This window comes from Rhodoferax sp. BLA1, from assembly GCF_013416775.1.
GTDB lineage: Bacteria > Pseudomonadota > Gammaproteobacteria > Burkholderiales > Burkholderiaceae_C > Rhodoferax.
This window is the reverse complement of record NZ_SZVI01000010.1, coordinates 71,814-98,446: the sequence shown is the minus strand read 5'-3', so window position 1 is coordinate 98,446 and position 26,633 is coordinate 71,814. Positions and strand designations below refer to the sequence as shown.

Annotated in this window: 25 protein-coding genes; 20 read left to right on the top strand and 5 right to left on the bottom strand. The window is 58.8% G+C overall.

Annotated elements, in window-relative coordinates:
• Positions 1 to 49 precede the first annotated feature (49 nt).
• From FDG13_RS11300 to FDG13_RS11290, 3 genes are all read left to right on the top strand, one after another.
• The gene (locus FDG13_RS11300) at positions 50 to 442 is read left to right on the top strand and encodes a VOC family protein (protein ID WP_255435209.1); all 393 of its coding nucleotides are present in this window, start codon (positions 50 to 52) and stop codon (positions 440 to 442) included.
• A 97-nt stretch (positions 443 to 539) separates the two neighbouring features.
• Positions 540 to 899 carry a nuclear transport factor 2 family protein gene (locus tag FDG13_RS11295; protein WP_180127710.1) on the top strand — a complete coding sequence of 120 codons (360 nt, stop codon included), beginning with the start codon at positions 540 to 542 and terminating at the stop codon, positions 897 to 899.
• Positions 900 to 950: 51 nt separating this feature from the next.
• Complete coding sequence (locus FDG13_RS11290) at positions 951 to 1,385, top strand: N-acetyltransferase (RefSeq protein ID WP_180127708.1); 435 nt, start codon at positions 951 to 953, stop codon at positions 1,383 to 1,385.
• Positions 1,386 to 1,555: 170 nt separating this feature from the next.
• On the opposite strand, the gene FDG13_RS11285 is transcribed toward FDG13_RS11290, so the two are convergent.
• Positions 1,556 to 1,984, bottom strand: coding sequence for a DUF2383 domain-containing protein (locus FDG13_RS11285; protein ID WP_180127706.1), 429 nt, complete (start codon positions 1,982 to 1,984; stop codon positions 1,556 to 1,558).
• Between the two features lie 227 nt (positions 1,985 to 2,211).
• On the opposite strand from FDG13_RS11285, the gene FDG13_RS11280 reads away from it, so the two are divergent.
• The 13 genes from FDG13_RS11280 to FDG13_RS11220 all read left to right on the top strand — a co-directional run bounded on the left by FDG13_RS11280 (position 2,212) and on the right by FDG13_RS11220 (position 16,057).
• The gene (locus tag FDG13_RS11280; RefSeq protein ID WP_180127704.1) at positions 2,212 to 3,207 is read left to right on the top strand and encodes a diacylglycerol kinase family protein; all 996 of its coding nucleotides are present in this window, start codon (positions 2,212 to 2,214) and stop codon (positions 3,205 to 3,207) included.
• Complete coding sequence (locus FDG13_RS11275) at positions 3,204 to 4,022, top strand: metallophosphoesterase (protein WP_180127702.1); 819 nt, start codon at positions 3,204 to 3,206, stop codon at positions 4,020 to 4,022. Before FDG13_RS11280 ends, FDG13_RS11275 begins: the two co-directional genes overlap by 4 nt.
• Positions 4,012 to 4,806 (top strand): phosphatase PAP2 family protein, encoded by a 795-nt coding sequence (locus FDG13_RS11270; RefSeq protein ID WP_180127700.1) that lies wholly within the window; start codon positions 4,012 to 4,014, stop codon positions 4,804 to 4,806. Before FDG13_RS11275 ends, FDG13_RS11270 begins: the two co-directional genes overlap by 11 nt.
• A 546-nt stretch (positions 4,807 to 5,352) precedes the next feature.
• Positions 5,353 to 5,721, top strand: a complete 369-nt coding sequence (locus tag FDG13_RS11265; RefSeq protein ID WP_180127698.1) for a hypothetical protein — start codon at positions 5,353 to 5,355, stop codon at positions 5,719 to 5,721.
• A gap of 16 nt (positions 5,722 to 5,737) precedes the next feature.
• Positions 5,738 to 7,660, top strand: a complete 1,923-nt coding sequence (nosZ, locus tag FDG13_RS11260; RefSeq protein WP_180127696.1) for a TAT-dependent nitrous-oxide reductase — start codon at positions 5,738 to 5,740, stop codon at positions 7,658 to 7,660.
• A gap of 60 nt (positions 7,661 to 7,720) precedes the next feature.
• Positions 7,721 to 10,339, top strand: a complete 2,619-nt coding sequence (locus tag FDG13_RS11255) for a NosR/NirI family protein (RefSeq protein ID WP_180127694.1) — start codon at positions 7,721 to 7,723, stop codon at positions 10,337 to 10,339.
• Positions 10,340 to 10,401: 62 nt separating this feature from the next.
• On the top strand, positions 10,402 to 11,619 hold the full coding sequence (locus FDG13_RS11250; protein ID WP_180127692.1) for a nitrous oxide reductase family maturation protein NosD: 1,218 nt from the start codon (positions 10,402 to 10,404) through the stop codon (positions 11,617 to 11,619).
• Between the two features lie 55 nt (positions 11,620 to 11,674).
• Entirely contained in the window at positions 11,675 to 12,544 is an 870-nt protein-coding gene (locus FDG13_RS11245) for an ABC transporter ATP-binding protein (protein ID WP_180128098.1), read from the top strand.
• Positions 12,541 to 13,368 carry an ABC transporter permease gene (locus tag FDG13_RS11240; RefSeq protein WP_218942700.1) on the top strand — a complete coding sequence of 276 codons (828 nt, stop codon included), beginning with the start codon at positions 12,541 to 12,543 and terminating at the stop codon, positions 13,366 to 13,368. Before FDG13_RS11245 ends, FDG13_RS11240 begins: the two co-directional genes overlap by 4 nt.
• Positions 13,365 to 13,916, top strand: coding sequence for a nitrous oxide reductase accessory protein NosL (locus FDG13_RS11235; protein WP_180127690.1), 552 nt, complete (start codon positions 13,365 to 13,367; stop codon positions 13,914 to 13,916). Before FDG13_RS11240 ends, FDG13_RS11235 begins: the two co-directional genes overlap by 4 nt.
• Positions 13,917 to 13,918: 2 nt before the next feature.
• The gene (locus tag FDG13_RS11230) at positions 13,919 to 14,527 is read left to right on the top strand and encodes a nitrous oxide reductase accessory protein NosL (RefSeq protein ID WP_180127688.1); all 609 of its coding nucleotides are present in this window, start codon (positions 13,919 to 13,921) and stop codon (positions 14,525 to 14,527) included.
• A 117-nt stretch (positions 14,528 to 14,644) separates the two neighbouring features.
• Positions 14,645 to 15,028, top strand: coding sequence for a cytochrome c5 family protein (locus tag FDG13_RS11225; RefSeq protein ID WP_180127686.1), 384 nt, complete (start codon positions 14,645 to 14,647; stop codon positions 15,026 to 15,028).
• A gap of 24 nt (positions 15,029 to 15,052) precedes the next feature.
• The gene (locus tag FDG13_RS11220) at positions 15,053 to 16,057 is read left to right on the top strand and encodes an FAD:protein FMN transferase (protein ID WP_255435208.1); all 1,005 of its coding nucleotides are present in this window, start codon (positions 15,053 to 15,055) and stop codon (positions 16,055 to 16,057) included.
• Between the two features lie 19 nt (positions 16,058 to 16,076).
• Here the strand turns inward: FDG13_RS11220 and FDG13_RS11215 are convergent, their stop codons facing one another.
• Both FDG13_RS11215 and FDG13_RS11210 read right to left on the bottom strand, forming a co-directional pair.
• Complete coding sequence (locus tag FDG13_RS11215; RefSeq protein WP_180127682.1) at positions 16,077 to 16,568, bottom strand: Rrf2 family transcriptional regulator; 492 nt, start codon at positions 16,566 to 16,568, stop codon at positions 16,077 to 16,079.
• A gap of 221 nt (positions 16,569 to 16,789) precedes the next feature.
• Positions 16,790 to 18,241, bottom strand: coding sequence for an aldehyde dehydrogenase (locus FDG13_RS11210; protein WP_180127680.1), 1,452 nt, complete (start codon positions 18,239 to 18,241; stop codon positions 16,790 to 16,792).
• 759 nt (positions 18,242 to 19,000) lie between these two features.
• On the opposite strand from FDG13_RS11210, the gene FDG13_RS11205 reads away from it, so the two are divergent.
• From FDG13_RS11205 to FDG13_RS11190, 4 genes are all read left to right on the top strand, one after another.
• Complete coding sequence (locus FDG13_RS11205; protein ID WP_180127678.1) at positions 19,001 to 21,754, top strand: DEAD/DEAH box helicase; 2,754 nt, start codon at positions 19,001 to 19,003, stop codon at positions 21,752 to 21,754.
• A gap of 49 nt (positions 21,755 to 21,803) precedes the next feature.
• Entirely contained in the window at positions 21,804 to 22,592 is a 789-nt protein-coding gene (locus tag FDG13_RS11200) for a 5'-3' exonuclease H3TH domain-containing protein (protein ID WP_180127676.1), read from the top strand.
• A gap of 361 nt (positions 22,593 to 22,953) precedes the next feature.
• On the top strand, positions 22,954 to 23,958 hold the full coding sequence (locus tag FDG13_RS11195; RefSeq protein ID WP_180127674.1) for a rhodanese-related sulfurtransferase: 1,005 nt from the start codon (positions 22,954 to 22,956) through the stop codon (positions 23,956 to 23,958).
• Between the two features lie 35 nt (positions 23,959 to 23,993).
• Positions 23,994 to 24,644 (top strand): glutathione S-transferase, encoded by a 651-nt coding sequence (locus FDG13_RS11190; protein WP_370528210.1) that lies wholly within the window; start codon positions 23,994 to 23,996, stop codon positions 24,642 to 24,644.
• Between the two features lie 287 nt (positions 24,645 to 24,931).
• On the opposite strand, the gene FDG13_RS11185 is transcribed toward FDG13_RS11190, so the two are convergent.
• Together FDG13_RS11185 and FDG13_RS11180 are read right to left on the bottom strand one after the other, a co-directional pair.
• Positions 24,932 to 26,167 carry an OFA family MFS transporter gene (locus FDG13_RS11185; RefSeq protein WP_180127670.1) on the bottom strand — a complete coding sequence of 412 codons (1,236 nt, stop codon included), beginning with the start codon at positions 26,165 to 26,167 and terminating at the stop codon, positions 24,932 to 24,934.
• Positions 26,164 to 26,631: a cyclic nucleotide-binding/CBS domain-containing protein gene (locus FDG13_RS11180; RefSeq protein WP_180127668.1), complete on the bottom strand. Its 468-nt coding sequence runs from the start codon at positions 26,629 to 26,631 to the stop codon at positions 26,164 to 26,166. The genes FDG13_RS11185 and FDG13_RS11180 overlap by 4 nt, the downstream gene beginning before the upstream one ends.
• Between the last annotated feature and the right edge of the window lie 2 nt (positions 26,632 to 26,633).

Below are 26,633 nucleotides of genomic sequence, written 5' to 3'. Positions count from 1 at the left end.
CACCAAGCGTCGCACACCACTTTGCCAACCAACACCTACCGCACAATCCATGATGCACATCGATCACATTGCCCTGTGGACCAACAACCTTGAACGCAGCAAGCAGTTTTACGTGTCCTACTTTGGCGCCACGGCTGGCAGCGGCTACACCAACCCGAGCAAGGGTTTTGCGTCTTGCTTTCTGAGCTTCACCAGCGGTGCGCGCATTGAAGTGATGAGCACCAGCACGCTGCATCCGGTCGCCATCGAGCCAGGCGCCCAACGCATGGGTTTGACCCACTTTGCGATTTCACTGGGGTCGGATCAGCTGGTGGATGCGCTGACCCAGCGCCTCAAGGACGACGGCCACCCGGTGCTGGATGGCCCACGCCGAACCGGTGATGGCTACTACGAAAGTGTTGTGCTGGACCCAGACGGCAACCGCATCGAGATCACGGCCTGAGTGGTGCCTGTGACCGGTCGAACAACAGCGCTCGCTGTCGACCAGGCGAAACAACCCTGATCAGCAACTTTGTTATGTTTTTTTGAAGGTTTTTACGATGCCCGCTACCCCACTCGAAGTGATCCAGCGCCAACTGGCGGCCTACAACGCCAAGGACATCGACGCCCTGTTGGCCACCTATGCGATGGATGCCGAGCAATACACCCTGCACGGGGAACGCCTGGCCAAAGGGCATGAGGACATGCGTGCTAGCTTCTTGACACGGTTTGCGGAACCCGATCTGCATGCCCGCTTGTTGTCTCGCACCGTGCTGGGCCAGATCGTTGTGGATCTGGAGTTGATCACCCGAAATTTTCCTGAAGGGCCTGGCACATTTGAAATGTTGTGCGTGTACGAAGTCAAAGATGGCCTCATCCAAAAGGTGTCGTTTGCAACCGGTGAAAAACGGCTGAACTAACGGGTAACAACGGGGCTGTTGCAGCGGCCACAAGCTGATTTTTTGAACACCATGACATACACACTCACAATCACCGACGTGGCGGACGAGAACATTCGACAAGCCATTCTTGCGCCACTGCGTGCTTACAACGACAGCCAGGCTGGCCCCAGCCAAGGCCGACCAATCGTCATCCAGGTGAAAGACCCGATGGATGTCACCCTTGGCGGACTGTGGGGCTACACCGGGTATGGCTGGCTCTTCACCCAACTGCTGGTTGTGCCGGAAAGCTTGCGCGGCCAGGGCGTCGGCACCCAACTTATGCAGCTTGCAGAAACCGAGGCCATCACGCGGGCTTGTCACAGCGCCTGGCTCGACACCTTCGAGTTCCAGGCGCGCGGCTTTTATGAACGTTTGGGTTACAGCTGTTTTGCCGAACTGCCCAACTACCCGGTGGGCTTCTCGCGCTTCTTCATGAAAAAGGGGCTCACTGCGCTTCCCGTGTGATCTCTGGTACCTGGTCGACCCAAGCGCTGTTGCCACCCTGACCCGCCACAAAAGCTACCATAAATATAGCTATTAGCCCTTTTAAATCAGGGACTAGAGGCCAAAAATGCTTGTGACCGCACCGCCACCAGGCCCGCTCTGGGCCGGTGGGCGTTCAGCTTGGCAAGGCTTCAGTTTTTGGGCAAACGGGCAATCTCGGTGGTGATCGCGTCCATCTGTGCCCTGAGCATTTGCGCCACAGCCGCGTTAGCGGCCACCTGTTCGTTCTGGAGCGCTTTGCCGTACTCGTTGCGCAGTGACTCCTCACCATCACGCACCGCTGGCAGGACATCGCGGTCCAGATCGGTCAGCCAATCCCGCAATATCACCACCACTTTGTTCACCGTGCCCTGGATGGAAGAATCGTCCTGGACTGACTCGCGCAACAGTTCGAGTTCAGCCGCTTGCTCGGCTGCATGCTTCTCGTGCATCGCGATGAGCCGAGCGAGCACCGTTTGAATTTCGGGCTCTGCCCGCGCCGACATCTCCCGGTAGCCTTTTAAAACGTCGTTGGTGGCGGTGTGAACATCATGCAGTGCGTCGGTCGTTCGTTGGCTCATGGTGGCTCCTGTGTGTAAAAGTGATTGCTGCCGTGTCTTGTCGCAGGTGGTGCAACAAGCTGAGATGCCAGTGTCGCGGCCCCAGGCAGGGAGGTCTGTTCGATGACGTACACAGGCCTGGACAAGCCAGATACATTGCCAAAATCAATAGGGGTGCTTCAGCGCAGCCACCGACTTGCCTGCGCTAATCAGGCACACTGCGATGCCCGCACAGACCCAATCTCACCATGCCCATCCCAGAATGCCCGCCCTTGCCTGTTCCCGACATAGATCCTGCGGCGGCGTTGCTGTTTGTCATCAACGCCGCTTCAGGCCGCCATGACGCGGATGTCACCCGCCAGGTCATTGAGACGGCGCTACTGGCCGCCGGAAGAACCGGTGAGCTGTTGTTTGCCCGCCCCGACGAACTGGCTCGTGTCGCCCAGCGGGCCGCTCGGATGGCCACAGAGCGGCGCACAGCAGTGATTGCCGTGGGCGGTGATGGCACGATCAACACGGTGGCGCAGGCCGCACACGCCCAGGGCTGCGCTTTGGGGGTGATGCCGCAAGGTACTTTTAATTACTTCGCCAGGACACACGCCATCCCCACCGATCCTGCGGCGGCAGCGCAGGCTTTGCTGCGCGGTGCTCCCGTGGCGATACAAGTGGGCTTGATCAATGACCGGGTTTTCCTGGTCAACGCCAGCCTTGGCCTGTACCCCCAACTTCTGGAGGACCGAGAGGCTTACAAGGCCCGCTTTGGCCGCAGTCGGCTGGTGGCATTTGGCGCTGGTCTGGTGACCTTGCTGGGTCGGCATCACCAGCTTCGGCTGCGCATTGAACTCGGCGCCAACGCGCGTGAGATCACCACCCCCACCCTGTTTATTGGCAACAACCGGCTGCAGCTGGAACAAGTGGGTTTGTCGCAGGCAAGTTCACTGGACGAGGGCTGTATTGCGGCGGTGATGCTGCGCCCCATCGGTGCACTGGCCATGCTGGGGCTGATATGGCGTGGGGCCATGGGCACGCTGGGTGAGGCCGACACGGTGGAGAGCTTCAAATTCCAACGCATGCGCGTCAAACCCAGACGGGCATGGGGGCGCCGCACGGTGAAAGTGGCGTTCGACGGCGAAGTGAGCCGCATGTCCATGCCGCTGCAGTTCCAGGTGTCGCCCCAACCGCTGTACCTGCTCAAGTCGAGAGCCGAACCGGCGGTCTCTGATGCCGAAAAGGGCCACGCATGAGTGTTCTGCTGCAGATCTCCGACGCCCATTTCGGCACCGAGCAGGTCTCTGTCGTTGAAGCGCTGGTGGCTTTGTCGCAGCAGCAACGGCCCGATGTGCTGGTGCTCTCGGGCGACATCACCCAGCGTGCCCGTGCTTGCCAGTTCCGCGCGGCACGCGCCCTGATCAATCGGCTTGGCAAAACGGTGTTGGCCATTCCAGGCAACCACGACATCCCGCTCTTCAATATTGGCGCGCGTTTGCTGCACCCCTATGCCCAGCACTGTGAGGCCTTCGGGGACGAGCTTGAGCCGGTGCACGCTTCGCCCGAGTTGCTGGTGTTGTGTATCAATACAACACGCTGGTATCGGCACAAAAACGGGGAGGTCTCGCCCGCGCAGATAGATCGGGTGAGCAAACGGTTGGCCAGTGCCGAACCGGGACAGTTGCGTGTGGTGGTGGTGCATCACCCGGTCGCCGTGCTGCGCGCCATTGATGTGCAAAACCTGCTGCGTGGCCACGCCGCCGCACTGCAGCGCTGGGCCGCCGCTGGCGCCGACCTGGTTTTGGGGGGACACATCCATCTGCCCTATGTGATCGCCCTACCCGACCTGGCGCGGCCCATGTGGGCGGTCCAGGCGGGCACCGCGGTGTCATCACGGGTGCGCGACGGTGTGCCGAACTCGGTCAACCTGCTGCGGTGGGGCAGTGACGCACCTGCGGGGCGCTGCCTGATTGAGCGCTGGGACTACGCCGCTGCCAGCCAAGCCTTTGTTCGCACGGCTGTCAACGACGTTCAACCGGCACGCACCGGTAAACCAACCGATGCTGACTGACGCCAAGTGGCTCGCGCAAGCCGCGTTCTGGGCGGGCCAACACGCGCTGCCGCTCAGCCTGGTGCTGCTGACGTTGTTGCTGGCAAGCACCTGGGCGGGCTGGTGGCTGCTGTGGCCAAGCGCCCGGATGAGCGGGCCAAGGGCACAAAAGACCCTGCTCACGGCACTTGGCATCACCACCCTCTTGCTGGGAGCGAGTGTTTTCACGGTCTTGGCCAAAGCACTGCTGATGGGCCCTGAGCTGGGCCGGGTCGACCAGCTGTTCACCGACACATTGCTCGCCCATGTGCCGCCGTCGGCACTGCCGGTGTTTGCCCTGCTGACCCACTTGGCAGACACGGCCGTGCTCACCGGCCTGGGTATCGGTGTGGCCGTGGCACTTGTCAGCTGGCGACAACCCGGGCTGGCCCTCGCTTGGGTGGCTGCGGTAGGCGGCAACAGCCTGCTCAACGTCAGCCTCAAACAGGTGTTTGCCCGCACCCGGCCGCTGGATGCCGACGGGCTTGCGCTGGCACCAGGATTCAGCTTCCCCAGCGGACACAGCTCGGGCGCGGTGGTCGCCTATGGCATGTTGGCCTATCTGGCGCTGAAGTTATTGCCGCCCAGGTGGCATCTGCCAGCGCTGCTGACGGCGGTGACCATCGCCTTCTCTGTCTGCGTCAGCCGCCTGTTTTTGCGGGTGCATTTTGCAAGTGACGTTCTCGCGGGGTGTATGTCGGGCACCGTTTGGCTCGCCCTGTGCATCATGGGTGTGGAGCTGCTGCGTCGCTCCGCCAAGGGCTGAGGCTACGCTGAACGCCATCATCATTGCATGCTGGCTACAGCCTCAGTGTTTGTGAGTTGGGTGTTCCTGACGGCTGCCACAGCTTGGGCAACTTGGAAAACTGGCTGATCGTTTGGGCACAGAAACGTGTACCCGCCGTGCAGCCGCAGCGGGGGGTCACCAGGAAACCGTAATACCCGACTTGGGCCAGTTGCTGTCAGTCACCAATGACCGCTGTCCGGCAGCTAAATTCGTCTACCAATCTGCCGGGTCAGTAATCCCTTTCAGCAGAGGACGCCTGGAACGCTAACGGATCACGGCTGGTTTTTGCCATTCCTGAAGCAATAAATCAAAGAGAAAAACTGGTCAGTCAGATGTCTGTCTGCTCGGCAACCCTGCTCTACAGGACGACTGAAAATCCAATTCAGCGACGCTGTGAGGCCGATTTTGGAGACACCCTGCGTTGCTCCCGCCAGAGTCGCTTACAGCCAGGCGGCACACAAGTAGGGGCAACTTCATGCTTAAATATTCTTTTCATTTGAATGTTATAGCCATAGAATCTCGCCCATGTTTTCAACGCCCGCTTTTCTGCTGCGCCATACCAGAGGGGTTGTGTTCTGTCTGCTGTTTTGTATGGGAATGGCCATTGCCAGCCCATTGGTAAAGCCCAAGTCCATTGCCTTGGTTTGCTCGGGCGCAAATGGATTCGTGCTAGTCGACATCGGCACAGATCGCAAGGCAGCCGACCTGCTCGTCATGACACTCGACTGCGCCGACTGCCTGCCGATCGTCTTGCCGCCCTCTGACATCACCATTTGCTCTGCCAAACAGCCTCTACAGGGTCGCATCGTCGTTCCCAAGCCATCGTGGGTACCTGATGCCTATTGCTTGTCGCCGCCATCACGCGGTCCTCCCACTACCGTTTTCCCAACCTGAACTGAAAGACAGTCTTATGAAAAGCGAAATACAACTTTCTACCCCAAACCCAGCTGGCTTGGCCCGTCGGAAATTTCTGAACACCGCAGCCTTGGCTGGGCTCTCTCTGGGCACCGTCGCTTGTGCAGACAAAAAATCGGAAAACGTGGCTGGTCCCGCGAGCGCGCCGTCCACCGATGGCGCTCATGGCGGTGCAAGTGTGCACCTCAAACCCGGCGAACTCGACACTTATTACGGCATCTGGAGTGGTGGCCACACTGGTGACATGCGCATACTGGGTCTGCCGTCAGGCCGAGAACTGTTGCGTATCCCTTGCTTCGTGCCGGACGCATTGGTTGGATGGGGCATCACCAATGAGTCAAAAGCAATCATGGGTACCAAGGCCGATGGCTCGTTGCGCTACACCGTAGGCGATTCGCACCACACCCATGCGTCCTACAAAGACGGCAATTACGACGGTCGATATTCCTGGATCAACGACAAGATCAACTCGCGTATCGCACGCGTCCGTTTGGATTACTTTATTTGCGACAAGATCACCCAGCTGCCCAACGTGCAGGGCTTCCACGGCATCTTTCCGGACAAGCGCGACCCGGTGGACCCAGCCATTAACTACACCACGCGAGTGTTCTGCGGTGGCGAGTTCGCCATTCCTCTGCCCAACACGGGCAGCGAAGACGCAAGCAAATACCGCTCACTGTTCAGCTGCGTCGACGCAGAAACCATGGAGGTCCGGTGGCAGGTGCTGATTGACGGCAACTGCGATCTGGTCGCCACCTCGTTTGACGGCAAACTGGCGGCCACCAACCAGTACAACACCGAGATGGGTGCGCATTACGAAGACATGATGGCTGCTGAACGCGACGCCTGCCTTTTTTACAACGTTGCGCGTATCGAAGCGGCGGTCAAAGCCGGTAAGTTCAAAACCATTGGCAAGTCCAAGGTACCCGTGGTAGACGGCACCCGCGAAGCCAATTCAGACCCCAAGACCGCTTTGACGGCCTATGTGTCCGTGCCCAAAAACCCGCACGGTGTTAACGCAACACCTGATCAAAAGTACTTCATTTGCGCCGGCAAATTGTCGCCCACCGGTACGGTGATTGAACTGGCCAAGGTGCTGGACTGGTTTGATGGCAAGTTGGAGAAGCTCGATTCAGCGATCGTTGCCGAGGTTGAGCTGGGTCTGGGCCCGCTGCACACCGCTTTTGATGGCCGTGGCAATGCTTACACCACGCTGTTCCTCGATAGCCAGGTGGTCAAGTGGAATATTGAAGCGGCCATCAAGTTCCACAACGGCGACAAATCAGCCAAATACGTGGTGGATCGTATTGATGTGCAGTACCAGCCTGGTCACGTGAATGCCAGCCAGTCTGAGACCATCGCCGCCGACGGCAAGTATTTGGCCGTAGGTTGCAAGTTCTCTAAAGACCGTTTCCTGCCTGTGGGCCCCTTGCACGCCGAAAACGAGCAATTGATTGATATCTCTGGTGAGAAGATGGTGCTGCTGGCTGACCACCCCGTGCGCGGTGAGCCGCATGATTTCATTATCTTCAAACGTGACTTGGTCAAACCAAAGCAGGTCTATTCTCTGGACGATTTTCCCAACGCGATCAAGGACCCAAAAGAGTCGGGCGTGTTCCGTCAAGGCAAGAAGGTCACCGTCAAAATGACCTCGCAAGCACCGGCGTTCAGCCTGCGTGAATTCACCGTGAAAAAGGGTGACCAGGTCACCCTGATTCTGACCAACCTGGACAAGATTGAAGATCTGACGCACGGTTTTGCCATTCCAAACTACAACGTCAATTTCATTGTCAATCCGCAGGAAACCGCTTCGGTGACTTTCCTTGCCGACGAGCCGGGTGTGTACTGGTGCTATTGCACTCACTTCTGTCACGCCCTGCACTTGGAAATGCGCACGCGCATGATCGTCGAGGCTTAAGCCTCGCTTGCGCTGGTCTGCATCTGTCAAGGGCAGGCCAGCGGTTCAGAGACTCTACCCATGTTCTTACCTAGAATTCTCGCGTTGCCGTTTGCCGCCTTGTTTTTGGCTTTGAGCCAGTGGTCTGTGCCGGCGCATGCACAAGCCTACGAAGCAAAGTTGCCTGCGGAGCTGGCCACTGCCGCCGACCTGTGTGCGTTGGTGCCTTGCCAGGAGGTGTTTCCAGGAGCAACCCGGTTTTCCAACCGCAAGGGGCAGCCTCCGTATGTCGAGGCCTACGGGGCGGTAGACCCGCAAAACCCCGCCAGCAAAGAGCTGCTGGGTTACGTGATGTTGTCTACGGACATTACCGATACACCTGCCTACTCCGGCAAGCCGGTGGTGACCCTGATTGGCATGGATTTGCAGGGTCGTTATGTCGGCATCAAGGTGCTCAAGCATTCTGAGCCAATTTTGTTGTTGGGCATCCCAGAAAAAGCGCTGGTTGACTTCAATAACCAGTACCTTGGCAAATCGGTCAAGGATCAAATCGAAGTTGGTCCCTCGCGCCCTGACGAAAATATTCTGGGGTTGGATGCAATTTCGGGCGCCACTGTGACCGTCATTGCCCAAAACCAGGTGATGCAATTGTCTGGCTCTGCGGTGGCACGGCAGGCGGGCATCATTGAGCCCACCGTACGCGAACCCGCCCGCTACGCCCAAAGCGGCGCCACTTACAGTTGGGCCGATCTGGTCAAGCTCGGGGCAGTACAAAAGTTGCAAGTGACACCCAAACAGGTCGGACTCGACGGGGGCGGTGAACCTTTTATCGAACTCTGGTTTGGTGATCTCAATCACCCCGACCTCAGTCGCAATCTGCTTGGCAAGCAAGGCAGCGAGAACCTGCGTTCGAACCTGAAAACTGGGGACCATGCCTTATTTGTCATCCGAACGGCAGGCAAGGAGTCTTTCAAGGGTTCTGGTTTTGTACGTGGCGGTATTTATGATCGGGTGCAGGTCAAGCAGGGCGGCGACTCTTTTACCTTCCGGGATCTGGACTACCTCAACCTGTACGGCATTGAGGCAGCTGGTGCCCCCAGCAGCACAGAGTCGGGCATCTTTATCATCCGCGCTGGTTCCTTCTCAGCGGCTTACCCCTGGAAACTGGCGTTTCTCGGTAACCGCGTCGACCGGGCCACCGGCCACCGCAGTTTTGCCAATTTTGAAGCCAAGTACTGGTTGCCTGACGAATTGCTGGAAGGGGGGCGACCCGTTGTGGTCGAGCCCGATGCCCCGTGGATTCGTATCTGGAAATCACGCTGGCTTGAAATTGGTCTGTTTGCAAGTTTGTTGATTGCAGTGACTGTGGTGTATGCGCTGCGTGAGCGGTTGACGCGCTTGTCTACGCACAAGAACAAATGGCCGGTCAATGGCTTCAAATACAGCGCCTGGGCCCTGAGTATTGTTTTTGTGGGTTTCGGCGTGATGGCGCAACCCTCAGTCACCCAGGTGCTGACCTGGTTCCACGCGCTGCTGTTCCAGTGGACCTGGTCGCTGTTCCTGTCCGATCCCTTCATCTTCTTGTTCTGGATCTTCATCATTGCCACCGTGTTCGTGTTTGGCCGCGGGCTGTTCTGCGGCTGGATGTGCCCATTTGGATCTTTGTCCGAGGCCATCTTCAAAATCGGTCGTGTGCTGGGTCTCAAGCGCTGGCAAAAGCCGGTGCCGCAAGCGCTGCACGACAAGCTGAAGTGGCTCAAGTACGCCATTTTCTTCGGCCTGCTGGCCGTCTCGATGTTCTCCATGGGGCTGGCCGAGATCCTGTCGGAAGTGGAACCTTTCAAAACCACGTTCCTGGTAGGCATCATGAACCGCAGCTGGCCCTATGGCCTGTTTGTGGCGATGCTGCTTGGGTTGTCGCTTTTTATTGAGCGTCCGTACTGCAAGTACATCTGTCCGCTGGGTGCAGCGCTGGCCATGCCCAGCACGTTCCGCTGGTTCGGACTCAAGCGCAAACAGGACTGCAACAGTTGCAAAGCCTGTGCAGTTGGTTGTGGCGCCCAAGCCATTGATACCAACGGTCGAATTGATCATCGCGAATGCCTGCACTGTCTGGACTGCATGGTGCTGTACACCGACCAGAAGGGCTGCCCACCGCTGGCCAAGGAACGCAAGCGCCGCGAAAGCGACGGCTTGATGATCACCCCGATTGGACGTGATGGCTATTTCATTCCGATCGATGCGGTTCCAGCGATCAGCGCTAAGGCGTCGCTGGGCCCCGACCCACGGATGCCGACAGCGCCAGCAACACCGCGCTACGCCGCAGGTCACCGGGGTCTGGGTTGGCTGCTGGCTGAAATACGTGACCACATCTGGCCCTGGAGCAGTGATGGCTGGCAGACCCAACGTGCCTTGCAGATGGCCGGCTTTTCACTGGCGATTGCGGTGAGCGCGGCCTGGTTGTTGGCCGCCAGCGGGAGGTTGTCTGAGAGTGCCATCATCGGCTGGTGGTTTGGCTGGAGTGTCTATGAGGTGCTGATCCGCATGAACGGCAAGCGTTATGTCAAAGATGGTCCATGGTGGCAGGCCCGCTACCGCGAAGCCGGCTGGATGGACATGATGAGTTATGTGGGTTTCAAGAATCTGCTGATGGGTGCCACCTTGTTCTTGGTCCTTAAAGGCCTGGGGATGTTGTCTTGACCGTGAGGCCCGATCAACGCCGCTTTGTCGTGGCATGCCTGCTGTTGCTGTGTTGCGCCCCGATGTGGGCTGCTGTTTGGCGGGTGCAGCCCGGGCAAGACCTGCAAGCCACGATCCATCGGGCTGCGGCAGGGGATATTGTGGAAGTCGAGCGTGGCTTTTATGACCAGAACCTGCGCATTGAGAAACCGATGACACTGCGCGGCATCAACCGCCCAACGCTCAGTGGCGGTCAGCGCGGCGACACCATTCGTGTGACGGCCGCTGATGTGGTCATTGAGGGTCTGATCGTGCGCGACTCAGGCATTGAACTGGTCAACCAACATGCCGGTATCTATCTCCAGCCAGGTGCTCACCGGGCAGTGGTGCGCAACTGTGTGCTGGCCTACAACCTGTTTGGCCTGTGGATTGAGAAGGTGAACGATGTTCGCATTGAAAACAACCAGATCACCGGTCTGCGCGATTTCAACTCATCGCAACGCGGCAATGGCATTCAGCTCTACAACACCCAAAGGGCGCGCATCACTGGCAACGATGTCAGCTTTGTGCGCGACGCGCTGTACGTTGATGTGTCGCACCAGGCGGTGTTTCGAGGCAACAAACTGCACCACAGCCGTTATGGCACCCATTACATGAATTCTTACCACAACCTGTGGGAGAACAATGACAGCTACTTCAACCGGGGCGGGCTGGCCCTGATGGAAGTGCGCGACCAGGTGGTACGAAACAACCGCACCTGGGGCAATTCAGACCACGGCATCATGCTACGCACGCTGCAAGATTCAGTCATTGAGAACAACATCGTGGCCGGTAACAACCGTGGTTTTTTCATCTATGACGTGGAGTACACCACCTTGCGCGGCAACCTGGTGGTGGACAACCATGTTGGCGTGCACCTGTCGGCGGGCTCGACCCGCAACAAGGTTGAGGGCAATGACTTTATAGCCAACCGCGAGCAGGTTCGTTATGTCGGCGCCAAAGATGAAAACTGGGGCGGCAAGCTGCCCGGACGAGGCAATCACTGGAGCAACTACCTGGGCTGGGATCGCGATGGCAATGGTGTGGGCGACCTGCCCTATGAAGCCAATGACCTGGTTGACCGCCTGCAGTATCGACACCCGATTGTCAAGCTGCTGCTGGGCAGCCCGGCGATTCAGGCGCTGCGCGTTCTGGGCCAGCAATTCCCGGTGCTGCGCGTACCCAGTGTGGTCGATCAATATCCGGCCATGGTGCCTGTCAACAAGAACTGGAGTGAATGGCGTGACAAGCAATTTCAATGATGCATTGAACCTCAGCGGCGTGAGCAAAGCCTATGGCCAGCGCGGACGGCCGTTGATGGCTCTGGACCGGGTCGATCTCAAGGTACCCAGTGGTCAATTGTTTGGTCTGATTGGACACAACGGCGCCGGCAAAAGCACGCTGTTCAAATTGGCTCTAGGGCTGATCACGCCGAGTCAGGGCGAGATTTTTGTCAATGGCATTGCGGTGAACGGCCCCAACTTTCGTGATGCTCGGCGGGTCATTGGTTACCTGCCCGAAAACCTGGTGTTGTATGACAACCTTTCGGGCCTGGAGACACTTGAATTTTTTGCCCAGCTGAAGGGCGCACCCAAGTCCCAATGTGCACCCTTGCTGGCCCGCGTTGGCCTGGACGCAGCGGCCCGACGACCAGTTCGGGAGTATTCGAAGGGCATGCGCCAACGCCTGGGTTTTGCCCAGACCCTGCTGGGCAATCCGCAATTGTTGCTGCTGGACGAACCAACCACCGGCCTGGACCCCAGCGCCATTCGCGACTTCTACGAACAGCTGGGGACCTTGCGCGCCCAGGGGGTCACTATCGTGATCAGTTCCCACGTTCTGGCAGAGCTGCAGGAGCGTGTCGACGCGCTGGCGATGCTTGGCAATGGCCGCATCCAGGCTCAGGGCACCGTGGCGGCTTTGCGTGACCACTCACGTATGCCGATCCGGCTGCGTGTGACCGGTGACCCCGAGCGGTTGACAGAGCTGGTTGAGGTGTTGCAACGCAACGCAACCAACACGGTGGAATCGATGGTCCGTGCGTCACCAGACACTCTGGAGCTGCGTTGTGTCCGCGAACACAAGATGGCGCTGCTGGGTCTATTGGCACCAGCGGATTTACACGACCTGCAAATTCTGGAGCCGTCGCTTGAGGACGTGTATTTTGGATTGAGGGAAAAAGCATGAACGCCACACTGCAACTGAACCAAGTGATGTCACTGGCTGGCAAGGAGTTTCGTGACCGTTTTCGCAATCGCTGGGTGCTGGCGGTGGCGCTGGTGTTCACGGTTTTTTCACTGCTGATTACTTATTTTGGTGCCGCAGTGCAGGGGCAAATCGGGCCACGCTCAATCGAGCTGACCATCGCCAGCCTGGTCAGCCTGGTGATTTACCTGATTCCCTTGATTGCGCTGCTGCTGGGGTTTGATGCCATCGTGGGTGAGCGCGAGCGGGGTTCACTGGATTTGTTGTTGGCCCTGCCGATCACCCGGCTCGAACTTTTGCTGGGCAAGTTCCTCGGTTTGGCCGGGGCATTGACACTGTCTACCGTAGCGGGTTTTGCACTTGTGGCGGTGTTGCTGTACCAGCAGTTCAGTTCTGCGGGCCTTTACCACTACCTCGGCTTTGTGTTGAGCTCGGTGTTGCTGGGTCTGGCCTTCCTTAGCCTGGCGATCCTGCTGTCGGTGCTGGCGCGTGACCGCACCCGGGCCTCCGGGTTGGCGATTGCACTCTGGTTTGCGTTGGTGCTGGTGTTTGACCTGTTGCTGCTGGGGCTGCTGGTTGCCAGCGGGGGCGAACTGGGCGGCGATGGATTTGCCTACCTGCTGCTGCTGAATCCAGCCGATATTTTTCGGATTCTCAATATTTTTTCACTCGACGACGTGCGTAGGCTCTACGGCTTGGCCAGCATCGTGCCACCCGCGCTGGGCCAAGCCTGGCTGATGGGCGGGGCCATGCTGGTCTGGATTGTCGGGCCGCTCGTCCTAGCTTCCTGGAGGTTCCGACCATGACTTTGTTAACAGCTTTCCCCATTCATCGCCGACGCCTGCTGTGCGGTTGTGTCGGCCTCGCGACGCTCAGCCTGGCGGGCTGCAAGCCCAATGACCAGAATGCCTCGGATGATCAGGTGCCAGTGGCCATGGACAACATGGCGAGTTGCGCACTGGATGGCATGCTACTGGCTGACTTTCCGGGCCCCAAAGGTCAAATCCGGTATGCGCAAGACAAACAGGTTCACTGGTTTTGTGACACGGTCGAGCTGTTGTCGACACTGCTGGCCCCGGAACAGGTGCGTGCCGTGCGGTCCGCGTTTGTGCAAGACATGGCCAAGGCAGACTGGGACCGTCCCAGCGGACACTGGATCGATGCCCGCAGCGCCTTGTATGTGCTTGGCAGCAAACGCCACGGCTCGATGGGGCCCACTGCGGCAAGCTTTGTTGAAGAGGTATCGGCCCAAAATTTTGTCAAAACCTACGGAGGCAGAGTCCTCCGTTTTGCCGACATCAAGCCAGAGATGGTTGACCTGAGTGGCGGGGCTTTACACGACACCCGGATGTAAACATGCAGCGTCGGCATCTGATCAAGGTGGCTGTTATTGGTGGGTTGGCGGCAACAACTGGCGCGGGGTGGCTGTCCTGGCGCCGCAAAACAACGCACACGGATGTGGCCATCGACGATATCTGTATCTTCGCGCCAACCTTTGCCTACGATTCGGCTTCTGGCGTGGCGCCCACGGCGGCCCGAGAAGTACCAAACGAGGCACGTTGTCCTGTTTGTGGGATGTTCCCCGCCCGCAACCGACGCTGGGCTGCGCAAGTGATCTTCTCCGGTGGAGCCGTGCAATACCTGGACTCACCGCTTAGTCTGTTTCACTACCTGAAGCGCGTTGGTCATTACACGCCGGGACGGGCTACAGCGGACATTGTGGCGGTTTATGTCAGCGACCAAATCACCGGGCAGTGGCTGGATGCAGATCAGGCGATTTATGTCCATGGCTCCACGTTGCTCGGGCCAATGCGAGCCGGCAATCTGCCAGCGTACGGCGCTGAGTCGGATGCCCGGGCGCTGGTCAACTCGCGCGGTGGAGAACTGATGTCAGCAAACGAATTGCGTCAGTCTTTGCCGCTTGAGTTGCAGAAATTGGCGCCTCACGGGCACTTGGGAACCTGAATGCCCTTGACATGTTGAATCTGATTCAATACATTAAAAGATTCATTTAATTTGAATATTAAAATCACCAGAGCGCCAATTCAATTCACGTGCAACTTCATAACTGTCTGAAAACCCATGAAAAACACCAAATTCTTCCTTGCACTCTCGATCGCGGCCACTCTCACAGCCTGTGGCGAAAAAGAAGTCAGCTCGCCAGCCGCACCGGTTGTTGCCCCGGTCATCGCACCGGTTGTGGTGGCAGAGAACGTGGTTGGGAAAAAAGTCTATGGCAGCGTCTGCGCCCTGTGTCACGCCGCAAGTGTTGCCGGGTCACCCAAGCCGGGCGACAAAGCCGATTGGGGCCCACGTATTGCCCAGGGCAAGGAGGTGCTTTACAAACACGCCCTCGAAGGATTTACCGGTGCCAAGGGTCTGATGCCTGCCAAGGGTGGCGGTGTGAATCTGACTGACGACGAAGTCAAGGCGGCGGTTGATCACATGGTGTCTTTGTCACAGTGAACCCTGGCCATGGCGCAGTCTTGCTTGCTTGATCGTCGTCGCTGCCTGTCCCGACTCGGGCTGCTGGCGACTGGCCTGTTTGTTGGGCCGGCCCTGGCCAACCCAAACGTCCAACGCGCCTCGCGCAACTTGCTTGGTACACGGATCGACATCGTGGCCGAGGGTAGACACGCCAGCCAAGCCATAACGCTGGCTTTTGCCGAAATGGCAAGGCTGGAACGCCTGATGAGCCGCTACCGCGCCGACAGCGAAATTTCAGCGTTAAATCGAAGTGCTGGCCTGGCGGCCGTTAATGTCTCGCCTGAAACCATGGCGACCCTTCAGCGTGGGATGCAACTCGCCAAACTCAGTGACGGCGCCTTTGACATCACGATCGGTAGTTATCAGGGCTGGTCCTTTGACCCCACCCATCCCCGGTTGCCAAGTGCCACGCAGTTGATGCGAGAGCGTGTGCTGGTCAATCATCGGCACCTTGTGCTCGATCCGGGTAAACAACAGGCGCGTTTGCTGTTTGCGGGTGTCAAGGTCGACCTTGGCGGTGTGGCCAAATTGCCCATTCTTGAGGCTGGCATGCAGGTGTTACGTGCCCATGAACTGAGTGGCGCCATGCTGAACGGTGGCGGCGACGTTCTGGTCATGGGGCAGTTGCTGGGACGTGACTGGCGTATCGGTTTGCGTGATCCTCGTTCGCCAGAGCGGCTGTTGGGCACCCTGGAACTCAGCGATGGGGTTGTGGCCTCTTCCGGCGACTACGAACGCGCCTTCGTCTACAAAGGCAAACGCTATCACCATGTCCTCGACCCCAAAACAGGATTACCCACGCAAGGCGTTCGCGGGGTGGCGATGCTGGCACGCACCACACAAGCGGTCAACGGGTTGGGTGCCACATCGATGCTTATGGGACCCTCACAAAGCCATCGCTTGCTCTCGGGCCTACAAGGTGTGGAGTCTTTGGTTGTTGATTCGCACGGCGAAACCTGGATGACTGCCGGCATACGGGGTCAACTCAAGATGCCAACAAGCGCATGACTTGCTCTCTGGGCTGACCTCACCCAACCCGCAGCTCGGCGGTGTCATTGTTCTTTAATGGAATCAGATGAGGTTGTTGCCCCTTGAATCCTCGGGCGGCAGAGGTGGGGCTCAGCAGGTCTTCCAAGGTGTAAGCATTAAGTGACTGAATGAAGTCGCGCGATGCATTTTTTAAGATCCCTTTGAGTCTGCAAAAGCCGTCTAACCTGCAGGAATTGAGGTTTTTATCGAAACACTCAACTATATTCATGTCGGTTTCTGTTTGACGCACGATCTCGCCCAGGCTCAAACTGGCAGGGGCCCTGAGCAAACGTAAACCACCACCTCGACCACGGATTGTTTCCAACCAACCGATGCCTGCCAAGTCCATGACGATTTTCATGACATGACTGCGAGAGATGTTATGCGCCTCGGCTATTTCGCTAATCTTGGGTAACTGCGCACGCCCCTCGCAGGCAGCGCAGTACATCAAGACGCGCAAGGTGTAATCGGTCCGTTGGGTGAGTCGCATGAACTGAATCTGGTTACAAGAGTTTGGTGGAATTGACTTTGAGATTGCCTCTCAAGAGGATACTCCATGGCCGAGGGAAAACTTTAGTCATTCGCCAGAACACATTCATGGCCGGGTACAACGTGCCTATCGCTGTCGTCGAAATCTCTTTAGCCCACTTTCCATGAACCTTTTGGAACGATTCAACTTGGACGCGCTTTCAACCTGCCTTGAAACCGACGTCAGAACGGATAATGCCGCGGCGCGGTTTGCACCGTGATCCAGCGCAGGTCGGTAAATTCAGCGATGCCGGCCTTGCCACCGAAACGCCCGATGCCGCTGCCTTTGACGCCGCCAAACGGCATTTGCGCCTCATCATGTACGGTGGGGCCGTTGACATGGCAAATGCCTGATTCGATGCGCCGGGCCACATTCAGCGCCCGCGCAATGTCGCGTCCGAAGACCGCAGCCGACAGCCCGTACTCGTTGTCGTTAGCGCAAGCAATGGCCTCTTCAACGCCCTTGACGCGCACGATCGGTTTCACCGGACCGAACGATTCTTCATGATAAATAGCCATCTCGGCCGTCACATGGTCGAGCAAGGTGGCCGGCATCAGCGTTGAACTGGCCTTGCCACCGCAAACCAGAGTCGCGCCTTTGGCAAGTGCATCGTCGATCAGTGCGTTGCAGCGCTGCACGGTGCTCATATCGACCACAGAGCCAAGCACGACCGGCCCCTGACGCGGATCACCCATTGGCAAGCCCTTGGCCTTGGCGGCCAGGCGCGCGACAAAGTCTTCGGCAACCATGTGGTCGACGATGATGCGTTCAGTTGACATGCAGATCTGACCGGAATTGGCGAATGCACCAAAGGCGGCACCGTTGACCGCGGCATCCATGTCGGCATCATCGAGCACAACCAACGGGGCCTTGCCACCCAGTTCAAGCACAGCCGGTTTGAGATACCTGGCGCAAGCCGCCGCAATGACCTTGCCGACACGGGTGGAGCCGGTAAAGTTCACGCGCCGCACAGCCGGATGCGCAATCATCGCCTCGACGATTTCGGGCGCGTCTTGAGGCGCATTGGTGATGAAATTGACCACGCCCTTCGGCATGCCTGCTTCCTGCAGCGCCTCCACAATCAGGCTGTGAGTCGCCGGGCACAGTTCCGAAGCCTTGAACACGACCGTGTTGCCGCATGCCAGTGGCATGGCAATCGCGCGGACACCCAGAATGACGGGGGCATTCCACGGCGCCATGCCCAGCACCACGCCAGCGGCTTGGCGCACGCCCATGGCCAGACTGCCTGGGACGTCCGATGGAATCACCTCGCCGCTGATCTGGGTCGTCATTGACGCCGCTTCGAGCAAGATGCCGGCCGCCAGATGCACATTGAAGCCAGCCCACATGCCGGAGCCGCCCGTCTCGGCGGCGATCGCGTCAGCAAAGGCGGCGCCCTTGGATTCAAGCGCATGGGATGCTTTCATCAGCAAGCTACGGCGTTCGCCTGGACCAAGCGCTGACCAAGCGGGAAAAGCCTTGGCCGCGGCATCAACGGCCGCGAGCGCATCGCTGATGGTCGCGGCCGGCGCCGTGGTGGCGACGCTGCCATCCAGCGGATTGCGCCGCTCAAAAGTGGCACCGCTGCTGGCTTGTTTCCGCTCACCGTTGATCAATAGGGAAATGGTGTTCATGGTTTGTCTCCTGTATTTGTATGGATGGGTACCCAATTCACGACGCCGCTGGCAGTCACCGACAAAAATCAAACCGTTCAGGTGACTTCGATTTCAACAAAAATGGGGGCCGGCGAATTCAGCGCCTGCAACAGCCTATCACGCCAGGTATCGGCACGCTCGACCCGAACGCCTACGTAGGCTTGACCATTGGCCAGTGCAACGAAGGCGATCTCCGGCAGCTCCGTTCAATTTAGAAGATCAGTGGCCGCCAAACCGAACACGGTCGCGAACTGCAGACGATTAAGGGAGCACGTTCAAGCTGGCAAGCAGTTGGCCGGATTGAGTGTCTCGTCGCGAATACGCGTGTTATCTCTTCGCATTCGGCCAAGCTCAGCGCAAATTTGGAACGACAACGCTGCGCTGGATGTATGCCACCAGTACCAGCCAAGATACGATTTACGGACGAGTGATTGCGGTCAAATAACTAGGCGATCCGTTGAAAGGACTGATCCATTTTGCAGCGCTCATCCATATGTCGGTACGGTTGACCATTCGTTCCGGTATTAACTGAACAGTACGAAAAAACGCGCTGGCGAGCGTTGACCGTGTCTGCGGCCGTCTTCTTCAGGCTGTGACACGACATCCAGCGTTAAGTTCGCTACGCCAGGTAGCGGACATCAAATACAAAAATTCAACAAACTGACAAGAAAACGCGAGTCGGCCTCAACCCTTTGGCGTTTGCCCTCAGGCGACGTCGTCACGCGGCACAATTCCCGCATGCCTCCCTCTCGCCACAGCCCACAGAACCTGCCTCCCCACGCTGACGCACCTGATCGCACCGTCGCCATGTGGGTGCACGCGCTGCGGCGCAAGGCAGATGCTGCCACTTTAAAGACGCTCCCTACCCTGGCCGATGCAGACGCAAGTCGCGTCATGGCCATCCTGCGCATGGACCCGCCGGCTGCGGCTGAACCTTCGCCTGTGATGGCATCCGATGGCAACAGCGTCATCGGCCACTTCCGCCCCCGCATTAGCTTGCAAACGCTGGACCGTGGCCATGGGCTGCTCGGCCTCAAGCCCCAAGGCAAACTCGGCCCGCGTGGGGACAGTGTGACCCTGGCCCAGTTCGACTGGACCTATCAGACGGATGCTGGGGATCGCTGGCAAACCCCCGCGCCCACCTCCATCCTCAACAACCGTGCGCCTGCCACTGTGGAACTGTTCGACACCGGCGGCCCGGTGGTGCACATGCAGCGCAATCTGGCCGCCGAAGCCGATGCCATGGACCTCGTGTGGGAGATGGGCTTTGTCCCCTTGGCAGAAAACGCCTTTCAATGGCGCAGTCGTGCTCACAGACCCGTGCTGGGCGCGGTATGGACACTGCCACAAGAAGAGTTCTTTGGCGACTTCTGGGCCGACCAGATACCTCAACTGCAGGCCAAAGGCTGGTCGGTGGTGGTGCAGCCCGGCTTTGCCCACGAAAGCGTGCCGGTGCAACGCTGGAAGCTGGTGGTGAGCCCCGAGACCGGTGAAATACGCGGCAGGGAACTTGACAGCCGTCTGATCAAGCCCGCGCGTGGTGTCGACAAGCTGCAACTCCCTGAGCGTGAAGGGGCCTGGCTGTTGAGCCTGGGCATCGAGATCGACGGTCAGACGCTGGACCTGGTCCCCATGCTGGCCGACCTGCTGCGCCGCGACGCCCGCTGGCTCAACGCGACGCAACTTGCTGCCATTGACGACCTGGCGATCGTGTCCTTGCGCGCGCCGGGTGGCAAGCGCATGGATGCCCCGGCCGCACCCCTCAAAGCCATCATCGGCGCCATGGTCGATCTCCTGACCGACCCGACACGCAACCAACACCAGAGCTCGCTGCACTTGGGTGCCTGGGAAGCACGTCGGCTCGACGCCTTGCGTGCCAGCCTGCTTGACACCCACCGCGTGGGTCCGCACAACACCTGGCAACTGGAGGGTGAGGCAGGCTTGATCAGCTTGGCCAAGCGCTTGAAGGCGATCGGTACACCTCAACCCGTGACGGCACCGCAAGGCCTGCAAGTGCAACTACGCCCCTACCAACTTGAGGGACTGGCCTGGTTGCAATACTTGCGTACCCATAACCTGGGGGGCATCCTGGCCGACGATATGGGCCTGGGCAAAACCGCCCAGGCCTTGGCCCATGTGCTGACAGAAAAGCACGCGGGGCGACTTGATCTACCGGTGCTGGTGGTGCTTCCCACCTCGTTGATCTTCAACTGGCAGGCCGAGTGCGGGCGCATGGCTCCCGATCTGCGCCTGCTCACCCTTCAAGGGCCGCAGCGTGAGGCTTTGTTTGCGCACATGTCTGATCACGATCTGGTGCTGACCACCTACGCACTGCTGTGGCGCGACGTGGATGCGCTGGCTGCGCAGTGCTTTCACCTGGTGATTTTGGACGAGGCGCAGATGGTGAAGAACGCCGGTAGTCGCAGCGCGCGCGCCCTGCGCCGATTGCAAACCCGGCACAGCCTGTGCCTGACCGGCACCCCCATGGAAAACCATCTTGGCGAGTTGTGGGCGCAATTTGACTGGCTCATGCCCGGCTTTTTGGGCGACTCGCGCCAATTTGCAGCCAACTGGCGCAAACCGATTGAAGAGAACGGCGAAACCCTGCGCGCCGCCTTGCTCGCGCAACGCGTGCGCCCCTTCATCCTGCGCCGGCGCAAGCAGGACGTGGCCAGCGAACTGCCACCTCGCACGGAAATCATCAAGTGGGTGCAATTGCAGGGCCAACAGCGTGAGCTGTACGAGAGCGTGCGCGTAGCGGCCGACAAACAAGTGCGCAGGGTGCTGCAACGCCAGGATTTCAACGCCGCACAGATCAGCATTCTGGATGCGCTGCTCAAGCTGCGCCAAGTCTGTTGCGACCCGCATCTGGTCAAAGGCAACAACGCAGGCCCAACTATGGAGCGCGCCAAGCTGGAACTGCTGGTAGACATACTGCCCGCGCTGGTGGAAGAAGGCCGTCGTGTGCTGGTGTTCTCGCAGTTCACCGAGCTACTGGACTTGGTTGCAGAACAACTGCAGATGCTGTCGTTGCCGTTTCTCAAACTGACCGGAAAAACACCCGCAAAGGAACGTGGCAGCGTGGTGCAGCGGTTTCAGGCACAAGAAGCACCCGTGCTGTTGCTCAGCCTGAAGGCGGGTGGCATCGGATTGAACCTGACTGCTGCCGATACCGTGATCCATTTGGATCCCTGGTGGAACCCCGCCGTGGAGGAACAAGCGACCGCTCGCGCCCACCGCATCGGCCAGCACCAGCCGGTATTCGTGTACAAGCTGGTGGTGCAAGGCAGCATCGAGGAACGCATGCTTGAACTTCAGGCCCGCAAACAGGCACTGGCCAACAGCGTGCTGGGACACGATGCGGCGGGTGCGCTCAAATTTGACGAAGCCGATCTGCAGGCCTTGTTATCACCGCTGGGGTTCTTGGTGGCCACTTCGCAAACGCCAGAAGAAGCTGCGCGGCGCTGGGGGCGCAGCGGGCGTCGGGCTTGATACCTACACTTCACACCATGAGAATGTTTTCAAAAAGCTTGCACACAAGATGCCGCTTCTGATCATTGACGCGTTGAACATCATCCGGCGCATCCACGAGGCGGTTCCCGGGGAAGACAGTGAGGTCAAGGTGGCGGACACCATCACCTCCAGCCTGGCGTCATTCAAGCGCGCCCTCAAGACGCACCGCCCCAGCCATGCTGTGGCGGTGTTTGACCATGGCGGTCGAACCTGGAAGCATGAACTCTATGCACCCTACCAAGCCAACAGGAAACCCATGCCATCTCTGTTGCGAGAGGGCTTGCAGACCATCAAACAGGAACTCCAACACTTGGGTTTGCACTGGATTGCCATTGAGGGTATCGAAGCGGATGATGCCATTGCCACCTTGGTGGAGAAATGGTGTCTGGCCAGCCCGGACCAGGTGACTATTTTGTCGACCGACAAGGACTTCTTGCAGCTGCTCAGTGACCAAGTCTGTATCTATGATCACTTCAAGGGCCTTTGGCGTGACCAGGCTTATGTGATTGCGAAATTTGGTGTCAAGCCATCCCAGATGGGCGATCTGCTGGCCCTGATGGGTGATGCTGTGGACGGTGTGCCGGGTGTGAGCAAGGTCGGAGCCAAGACCGCCGCAGAACTGCTTCGTATCAACGGCCATCTTGAACGGGTGATCTCAAATGCTGACAAAGTCACAGGCCAAGTTGGCGCCAATCTGCGCAAAGGTGTTGAGATGGCAAGGCTGTCCAGGAAATTAGTGTCGTTCAAGACCGATGTGCCGCTCGGACTGACCTGGAAGATGTTGTCACAGCATTCGGGCGTGTCCCGCGGTGAATAGTTGCCCAAAATGAACGACAAATTGGAAGAACGTGCCCACTGTTCGGTCATGCTGTAAATTGAGTGCCCGTTTCAGGCTGGATACGGGCCCACAGTTTGCTGATCTGCCTGCCACATGCCTGCCGTTCATTCGAGCGACTCTGATTGCCCGCTTTAGACTGTTGTCGCCAGCGGCATGTAACTGTGATTCAATCCCGGCCATCAATTGTTGGGGAACTGATCTGTTCAAGGACACACTTTGCCTCCTACAAAGCATTCAGGTACTCGGAGTTTCATGCGCGTAAGGACAACCAGGGCATGGGCTTGTGACATCACAAACGACGAGTCCCCATGCGCAAATTGCCATCTTTTAAAGTGCACCCATGCCGACCACCACTTATCTCACCGCCGCTTTCTACAAATTCGTCACGCTCTCGGACTACGCATCCCGCAAGGCTCCCCTGTTGGCGTTTTGCGAGCAGCACAAGGTGAAGGGCACCATTCTTTTGGCACGTGAGGGCATCAACAGCACCATTGCTGGTGCGCCCGACGATGTGCACGCGGTGCTGGCCTATTTGCGCAGCGACCCGCTCTTGGCCGACCTGCAACACAAGGAGTCGTTCGCTGAGACAGCGCCGTTTCACCGCATGAAGGTGCGTTTGAAGCAAGAAATCGTCACCATGGGCGTGCCTGGCACAGACCCCACCCACATCGTTGGCACTTACGTCAAGCCGCAGGACTGGAACGCGCTGATTGCCGACCCCGATGTGGTGGTGGTCGACACGCGCAATGACTACGAGGTGGCCATTGGCAGCTTTCGTGGCGCGATAGACCCTCAGATCCGCACGTTTTCGGCCTTGCCCGCCTGGACCGAACAGGCGGAACAACTGCGCCCCACAGCCGATGGCAAAAAGCCGAAAGTGGCCATGTTTTGCACCGGGGGTATCCGCTGCGAAAAGTCCACCGCGTACCTGCGCTCCCAAGGTTATGACGAGGTCTACCACCTCGAAGGCGGCATCCTCAAATACCTGGAAACTGTGCCGCCAGAGGAAAGCCTCTGGGAAGGTACTTGTTTTGTATTTGACGAGCGCGTGTCGGTAGACCACGGCCTGACACCGGGCACCCACAAGCTGTGCCGGGGTTGCCGCATGCCACTGGCGGACGGCGCGCAGGAGTCGCCCTTGTTTGAACTGGGTGTGAGCTGCCCGCGCTGCCATGCCAGCACAAGCGATGTCCAAAAGAGCCGGGCCCGGGAACGCCAGCGCCAATGGGTTCTGGCCAAAGCACGCGGGGACACGCACATTGGCGAAACCACGCCACCCCTGCTCGACAAACCTCTCCCATCCGACGTCGCCAGCGACTGTTCCCAAACCAGAGCCGCTGACTGATGGCACCATCGGGGGCAACGACAGCACAGCCACTGTTGCCACTGCCCGTTCTGTATTCGTTTCGGCGTTGCCCCTACGCCATGCGTGCCCGTTTGGCGCTGGTGGCCAGCGGCATGGTGTGCGAGCTGCGCGAGGTGGTGCTCGCACACAAGCCTGCCGCGCTGCTGTTGGCTTCGCCCAAAGGCACGGTGCCTGTTCTGGTGTTGCCAAACGGTGCCGTCCTGGAGCAAAGTCTGGACATCATGCTGTATGCCCTACGCCAAAGTGATCCGTGGCAGTGGCTCCCCTCATCCGCACAGGATCTCAGCGCCACGCTCGCCCTCATTGCCCAGTGCGACGGCAGTTTCAAAGTGCATCTCGACCGCTACAAATACCCTAACCGCTACGCTCTGCCAGATGGCCTAGGTGATCGCGCCGAGGGCGCCGTGTTTTTGCAAAAGCTCAATGATCTGCTGGCGACCCAGCGTTTTCTGCACGGCGCGCACTTCGGTCTGGCCGATGCGGCCATCGCGCCTTTTGTGCGCCAGTTTGCGCACACCGATCTATCCTGGTTTGCCAGCCAGCCGTGGTCCGCGCTTGGCGCCTGGCTGACGGCGTTTGAAACGTCCAAGGCGTATTTGCAGGTGATGGACAAGGTACCGACTTGGTTTGAAGGCCAATCGCCGTGGCGATTTCCAACCCCGTAACCAATATTTGTTCGATCACCAGGCGTGCAGGCCTGGCGCACGACACAGTGAAGAAACACCTGCAGACCGTTGAGACTGAGCCCATTTGAAGCAGATCGGTCGTCCGCTTTAGGATGGGTCATTCAAATGTATGGAGGGCAGCGTTGGGTCGGCGTCAACAGGCAAAGGTCTGAGACCGGCTTTCGCTCTGAGGTGTTTACCCCCAACAGTAGCTACAACAAAAGTAGCTACCCACCCTTATTCAAAAAGGGCTACAGGCCAAAAATGCCTGTAACCCTCGGCAAACCTCAGCCCTTCTTGACCGAGTTGCGCAGGCCCAAAGACACCAGGAAACCAGCCAGCAAAAATGCGGCGCCCACGTAGAACGCGTAGGTGGAGGCGTTGTCCGGGTAGTTGTCGCGCAGCCAGGCCACCAGTTGCGGGCCCACAATACCGGCTGAACCCCAGGTGGTCAGGATGGCGCCGTAGGCAGTGGCCATTTTCTTCGCGCCAAAGGTGTCTGACACAAAGGCCGGGATGGTGCCAAAACCGCCGCCGTAACACAGCAAGATGTAACACACCAGCACGCCAAACACCCAGGGGCTTTGCACAAAACCCAGCGTCAGGAACGCGGCAAACTGGCTCAGCAGCATGATGCGAAACGCGCTGACACGGCCCAGCTTGTCAGACAGGCTGCCCCAGGCAAAACGCCCGACACCGTTAAACAGCGCGCTGAACGCAATCAAGGTGGCGCCATAACTGGCCAGCTGCTCGGGTGTCAAGCTGGCGTCCTGGCGTTGCCACAACTCCTGCACCATGGGTGACTGAAAACCGATGAACATGATGCCCGCCACGGTGTTGCAGAACATCAGCAACCACATGGTGGCAAACCGGCGCGAGGTCAACAAAGCGCGGGTGCTGGCAAACTGCACCTCACCCTCGCCCGAGCCGTAACCACCGCCCTGGGTGCTGCCACTCGGTGGGTCTTGCAAGGCCCAGGCAATCGGTGTGGCCAGCAGCAAAAAGGCCACACCCAGCACCGCAAACACCAGCGGAAAACTGTGGTCCAACAGTTGCAGCAACATGGGGGCGATCAACTTGGACATGATCATGGCACCCAAGCCAAAACCCATGATGACCATGCCGGTGGCCAGGCCTTTTTTGTCCGGGAACCATTTGGCCACGGTGGCCACCGGAGGCACATAGGCCAGCCCGATGCCGGTGCCACCAATCACGCCATAACCCAGGTACAAAAACGGCAAGGACTTGAAGTACAACGCCAGTGCCCCCAGCAGGTAACCGCTGCCAAACAGCACAATGCCCAGCACCGCCAATTTGCGCGGGCCATAAACGGGCAACTTGTTGCCACCGATAGCGGCGCCCAGGCTCAAGAACAGGATGGTGGTGCTGAACACCCAGGCCACCTGGGTGTTGCTCCAGCCGTAGGCCTCGATCAGCGGGTTTTGGAAATAACTCCAGGCGTAGACCGTGCCAATACACATCTGCAAAGCCGTGCCGAGCACGGCCATCCACCAACGGTTCATGCCATATCCTTGTTTTTTTGCGGTCCCAGGATGTCGGCCAAGTTGCCTTCCTGGTGAAAAGAGTCTTCGATCAGGTTCAGCATGTGTTGCAACAGGTCACGTGAATAAATCACGCCCAACGGGTGGCGGTAAGCATTGATCACTGGCAGGTGGCGAAAGCCACGTGTGCGGATGATCTGGATACATTCCTCCAGCGGGGTGTCTTCGGTCACAGCCACCGGGTTGGGGGTCAGCACCATGCTCACGGTGGTGCTCTCGGGGTCGCGACGGCGTGCGACCACACGCTGCAAGATGTCGCGCTCCGACAAGATGCCGACCAGGCGGTCGTTGTCCACCACCAGCAGCGCACCCAGATTGGCCTGCACCATGCGGTCAGCCGCAGTGAGCACGGTCTCATACGGTGTGACGGTGGTAAGCCGCCGTTTCATCAATGCCGCAGCGGGCCCCAGCTTCATCGTCGTCATGG

Excerpts from the sequence above, each read along its gene's own strand:
- FDG13_RS11210 (WP_180127680.1), bottom strand. The coding sequence starts at position 18,241 with ATGAACACCATTTCCCTATTGATCAACGGTGAGCGGAAACAAGCCAGC.
- FDG13_RS11250 (WP_180127692.1), top strand. The coding sequence starts at position 10,402 with ATGTGGGCTGCTGTTTGGCGGGTGCAGCCCGGGCAAGACCTGCAAGCC.
- FDG13_RS11235 (WP_180127690.1), top strand. The coding sequence starts at position 13,365 with ATGACTTTGTTAACAGCTTTCCCCATTCATCGCCGACGCCTGCTGTGC.
- FDG13_RS11200 (WP_180127676.1), top strand. The coding sequence starts at position 21,804 with ATGCCGCTTCTGATCATTGACGCGTTGAACATCATCCGGCGCATCCAC.
- FDG13_RS11180 (WP_180127668.1), bottom strand. The coding sequence starts at position 26,631 with ATGACGACGATGAAGCTGGGGCCCGCTGCGGCATTGATGAAACGGCGG.
- FDG13_RS11280 (WP_180127704.1), top strand. The coding sequence starts at position 2,212 with ATGCCCATCCCAGAATGCCCGCCCTTGCCTGTTCCCGACATAGATCCT.
- FDG13_RS11240 (WP_218942700.1), top strand. The coding sequence starts at position 12,541 with ATGAACGCCACACTGCAACTGAACCAAGTGATGTCACTGGCTGGCAAG.
- FDG13_RS11230 (WP_180127688.1), top strand. The coding sequence starts at position 13,919 with ATGCAGCGTCGGCATCTGATCAAGGTGGCTGTTATTGGTGGGTTGGCG.
- FDG13_RS11205 (WP_180127678.1), top strand. The coding sequence starts at position 19,001 with ATGCCTCCCTCTCGCCACAGCCCACAGAACCTGCCTCCCCACGCTGAC.
- FDG13_RS11245 (WP_180128098.1), top strand. The coding sequence starts at position 11,675 with ATGGCTCTGGACCGGGTCGATCTCAAGGTACCCAGTGGTCAATTGTTT.
- FDG13_RS11225 (WP_180127686.1), top strand. The coding sequence starts at position 14,645 with ATGAAAAACACCAAATTCTTCCTTGCACTCTCGATCGCGGCCACTCTC.
- FDG13_RS11270 (WP_180127700.1), top strand. The coding sequence starts at position 4,012 with ATGCTGACTGACGCCAAGTGGCTCGCGCAAGCCGCGTTCTGGGCGGGC.
- FDG13_RS11285 (WP_180127706.1), bottom strand. The coding sequence starts at position 1,984 with ATGAGCCAACGAACGACCGACGCACTGCATGATGTTCACACCGCCACC.
- FDG13_RS11195 (WP_180127674.1), top strand. The coding sequence starts at position 22,954 with ATGCCGACCACCACTTATCTCACCGCCGCTTTCTACAAATTCGTCACG.
- FDG13_RS11295 (WP_180127710.1), top strand. The coding sequence starts at position 540 with ATGCCCGCTACCCCACTCGAAGTGATCCAGCGCCAACTGGCGGCCTAC.
- FDG13_RS11255 (WP_180127694.1), top strand. The coding sequence starts at position 7,721 with ATGTTCTTACCTAGAATTCTCGCGTTGCCGTTTGCCGCCTTGTTTTTG.
- FDG13_RS11290 (WP_180127708.1), top strand. The coding sequence starts at position 951 with ATGACATACACACTCACAATCACCGACGTGGCGGACGAGAACATTCGA.
- FDG13_RS11185 (WP_180127670.1), bottom strand. The coding sequence starts at position 26,167 with ATGAACCGTTGGTGGATGGCCGTGCTCGGCACGGCTTTGCAGATGTGT.
- FDG13_RS11300 (WP_255435209.1), top strand. The coding sequence starts at position 50 with ATGATGCACATCGATCACATTGCCCTGTGGACCAACAACCTTGAACGC.
- FDG13_RS11275 (WP_180127702.1), top strand. The coding sequence starts at position 3,204 with ATGAGTGTTCTGCTGCAGATCTCCGACGCCCATTTCGGCACCGAGCAG.
- nosZ (WP_180127696.1), top strand. The coding sequence starts at position 5,738 with ATGAAAAGCGAAATACAACTTTCTACCCCAAACCCAGCTGGCTTGGCC.
- FDG13_RS11265 (WP_180127698.1), top strand. The coding sequence starts at position 5,353 with ATGTTTTCAACGCCCGCTTTTCTGCTGCGCCATACCAGAGGGGTTGTG.
- FDG13_RS11215 (WP_180127682.1), bottom strand. The coding sequence starts at position 16,568 with ATGCGACTCACCCAACGGACCGATTACACCTTGCGCGTCTTGATGTAC.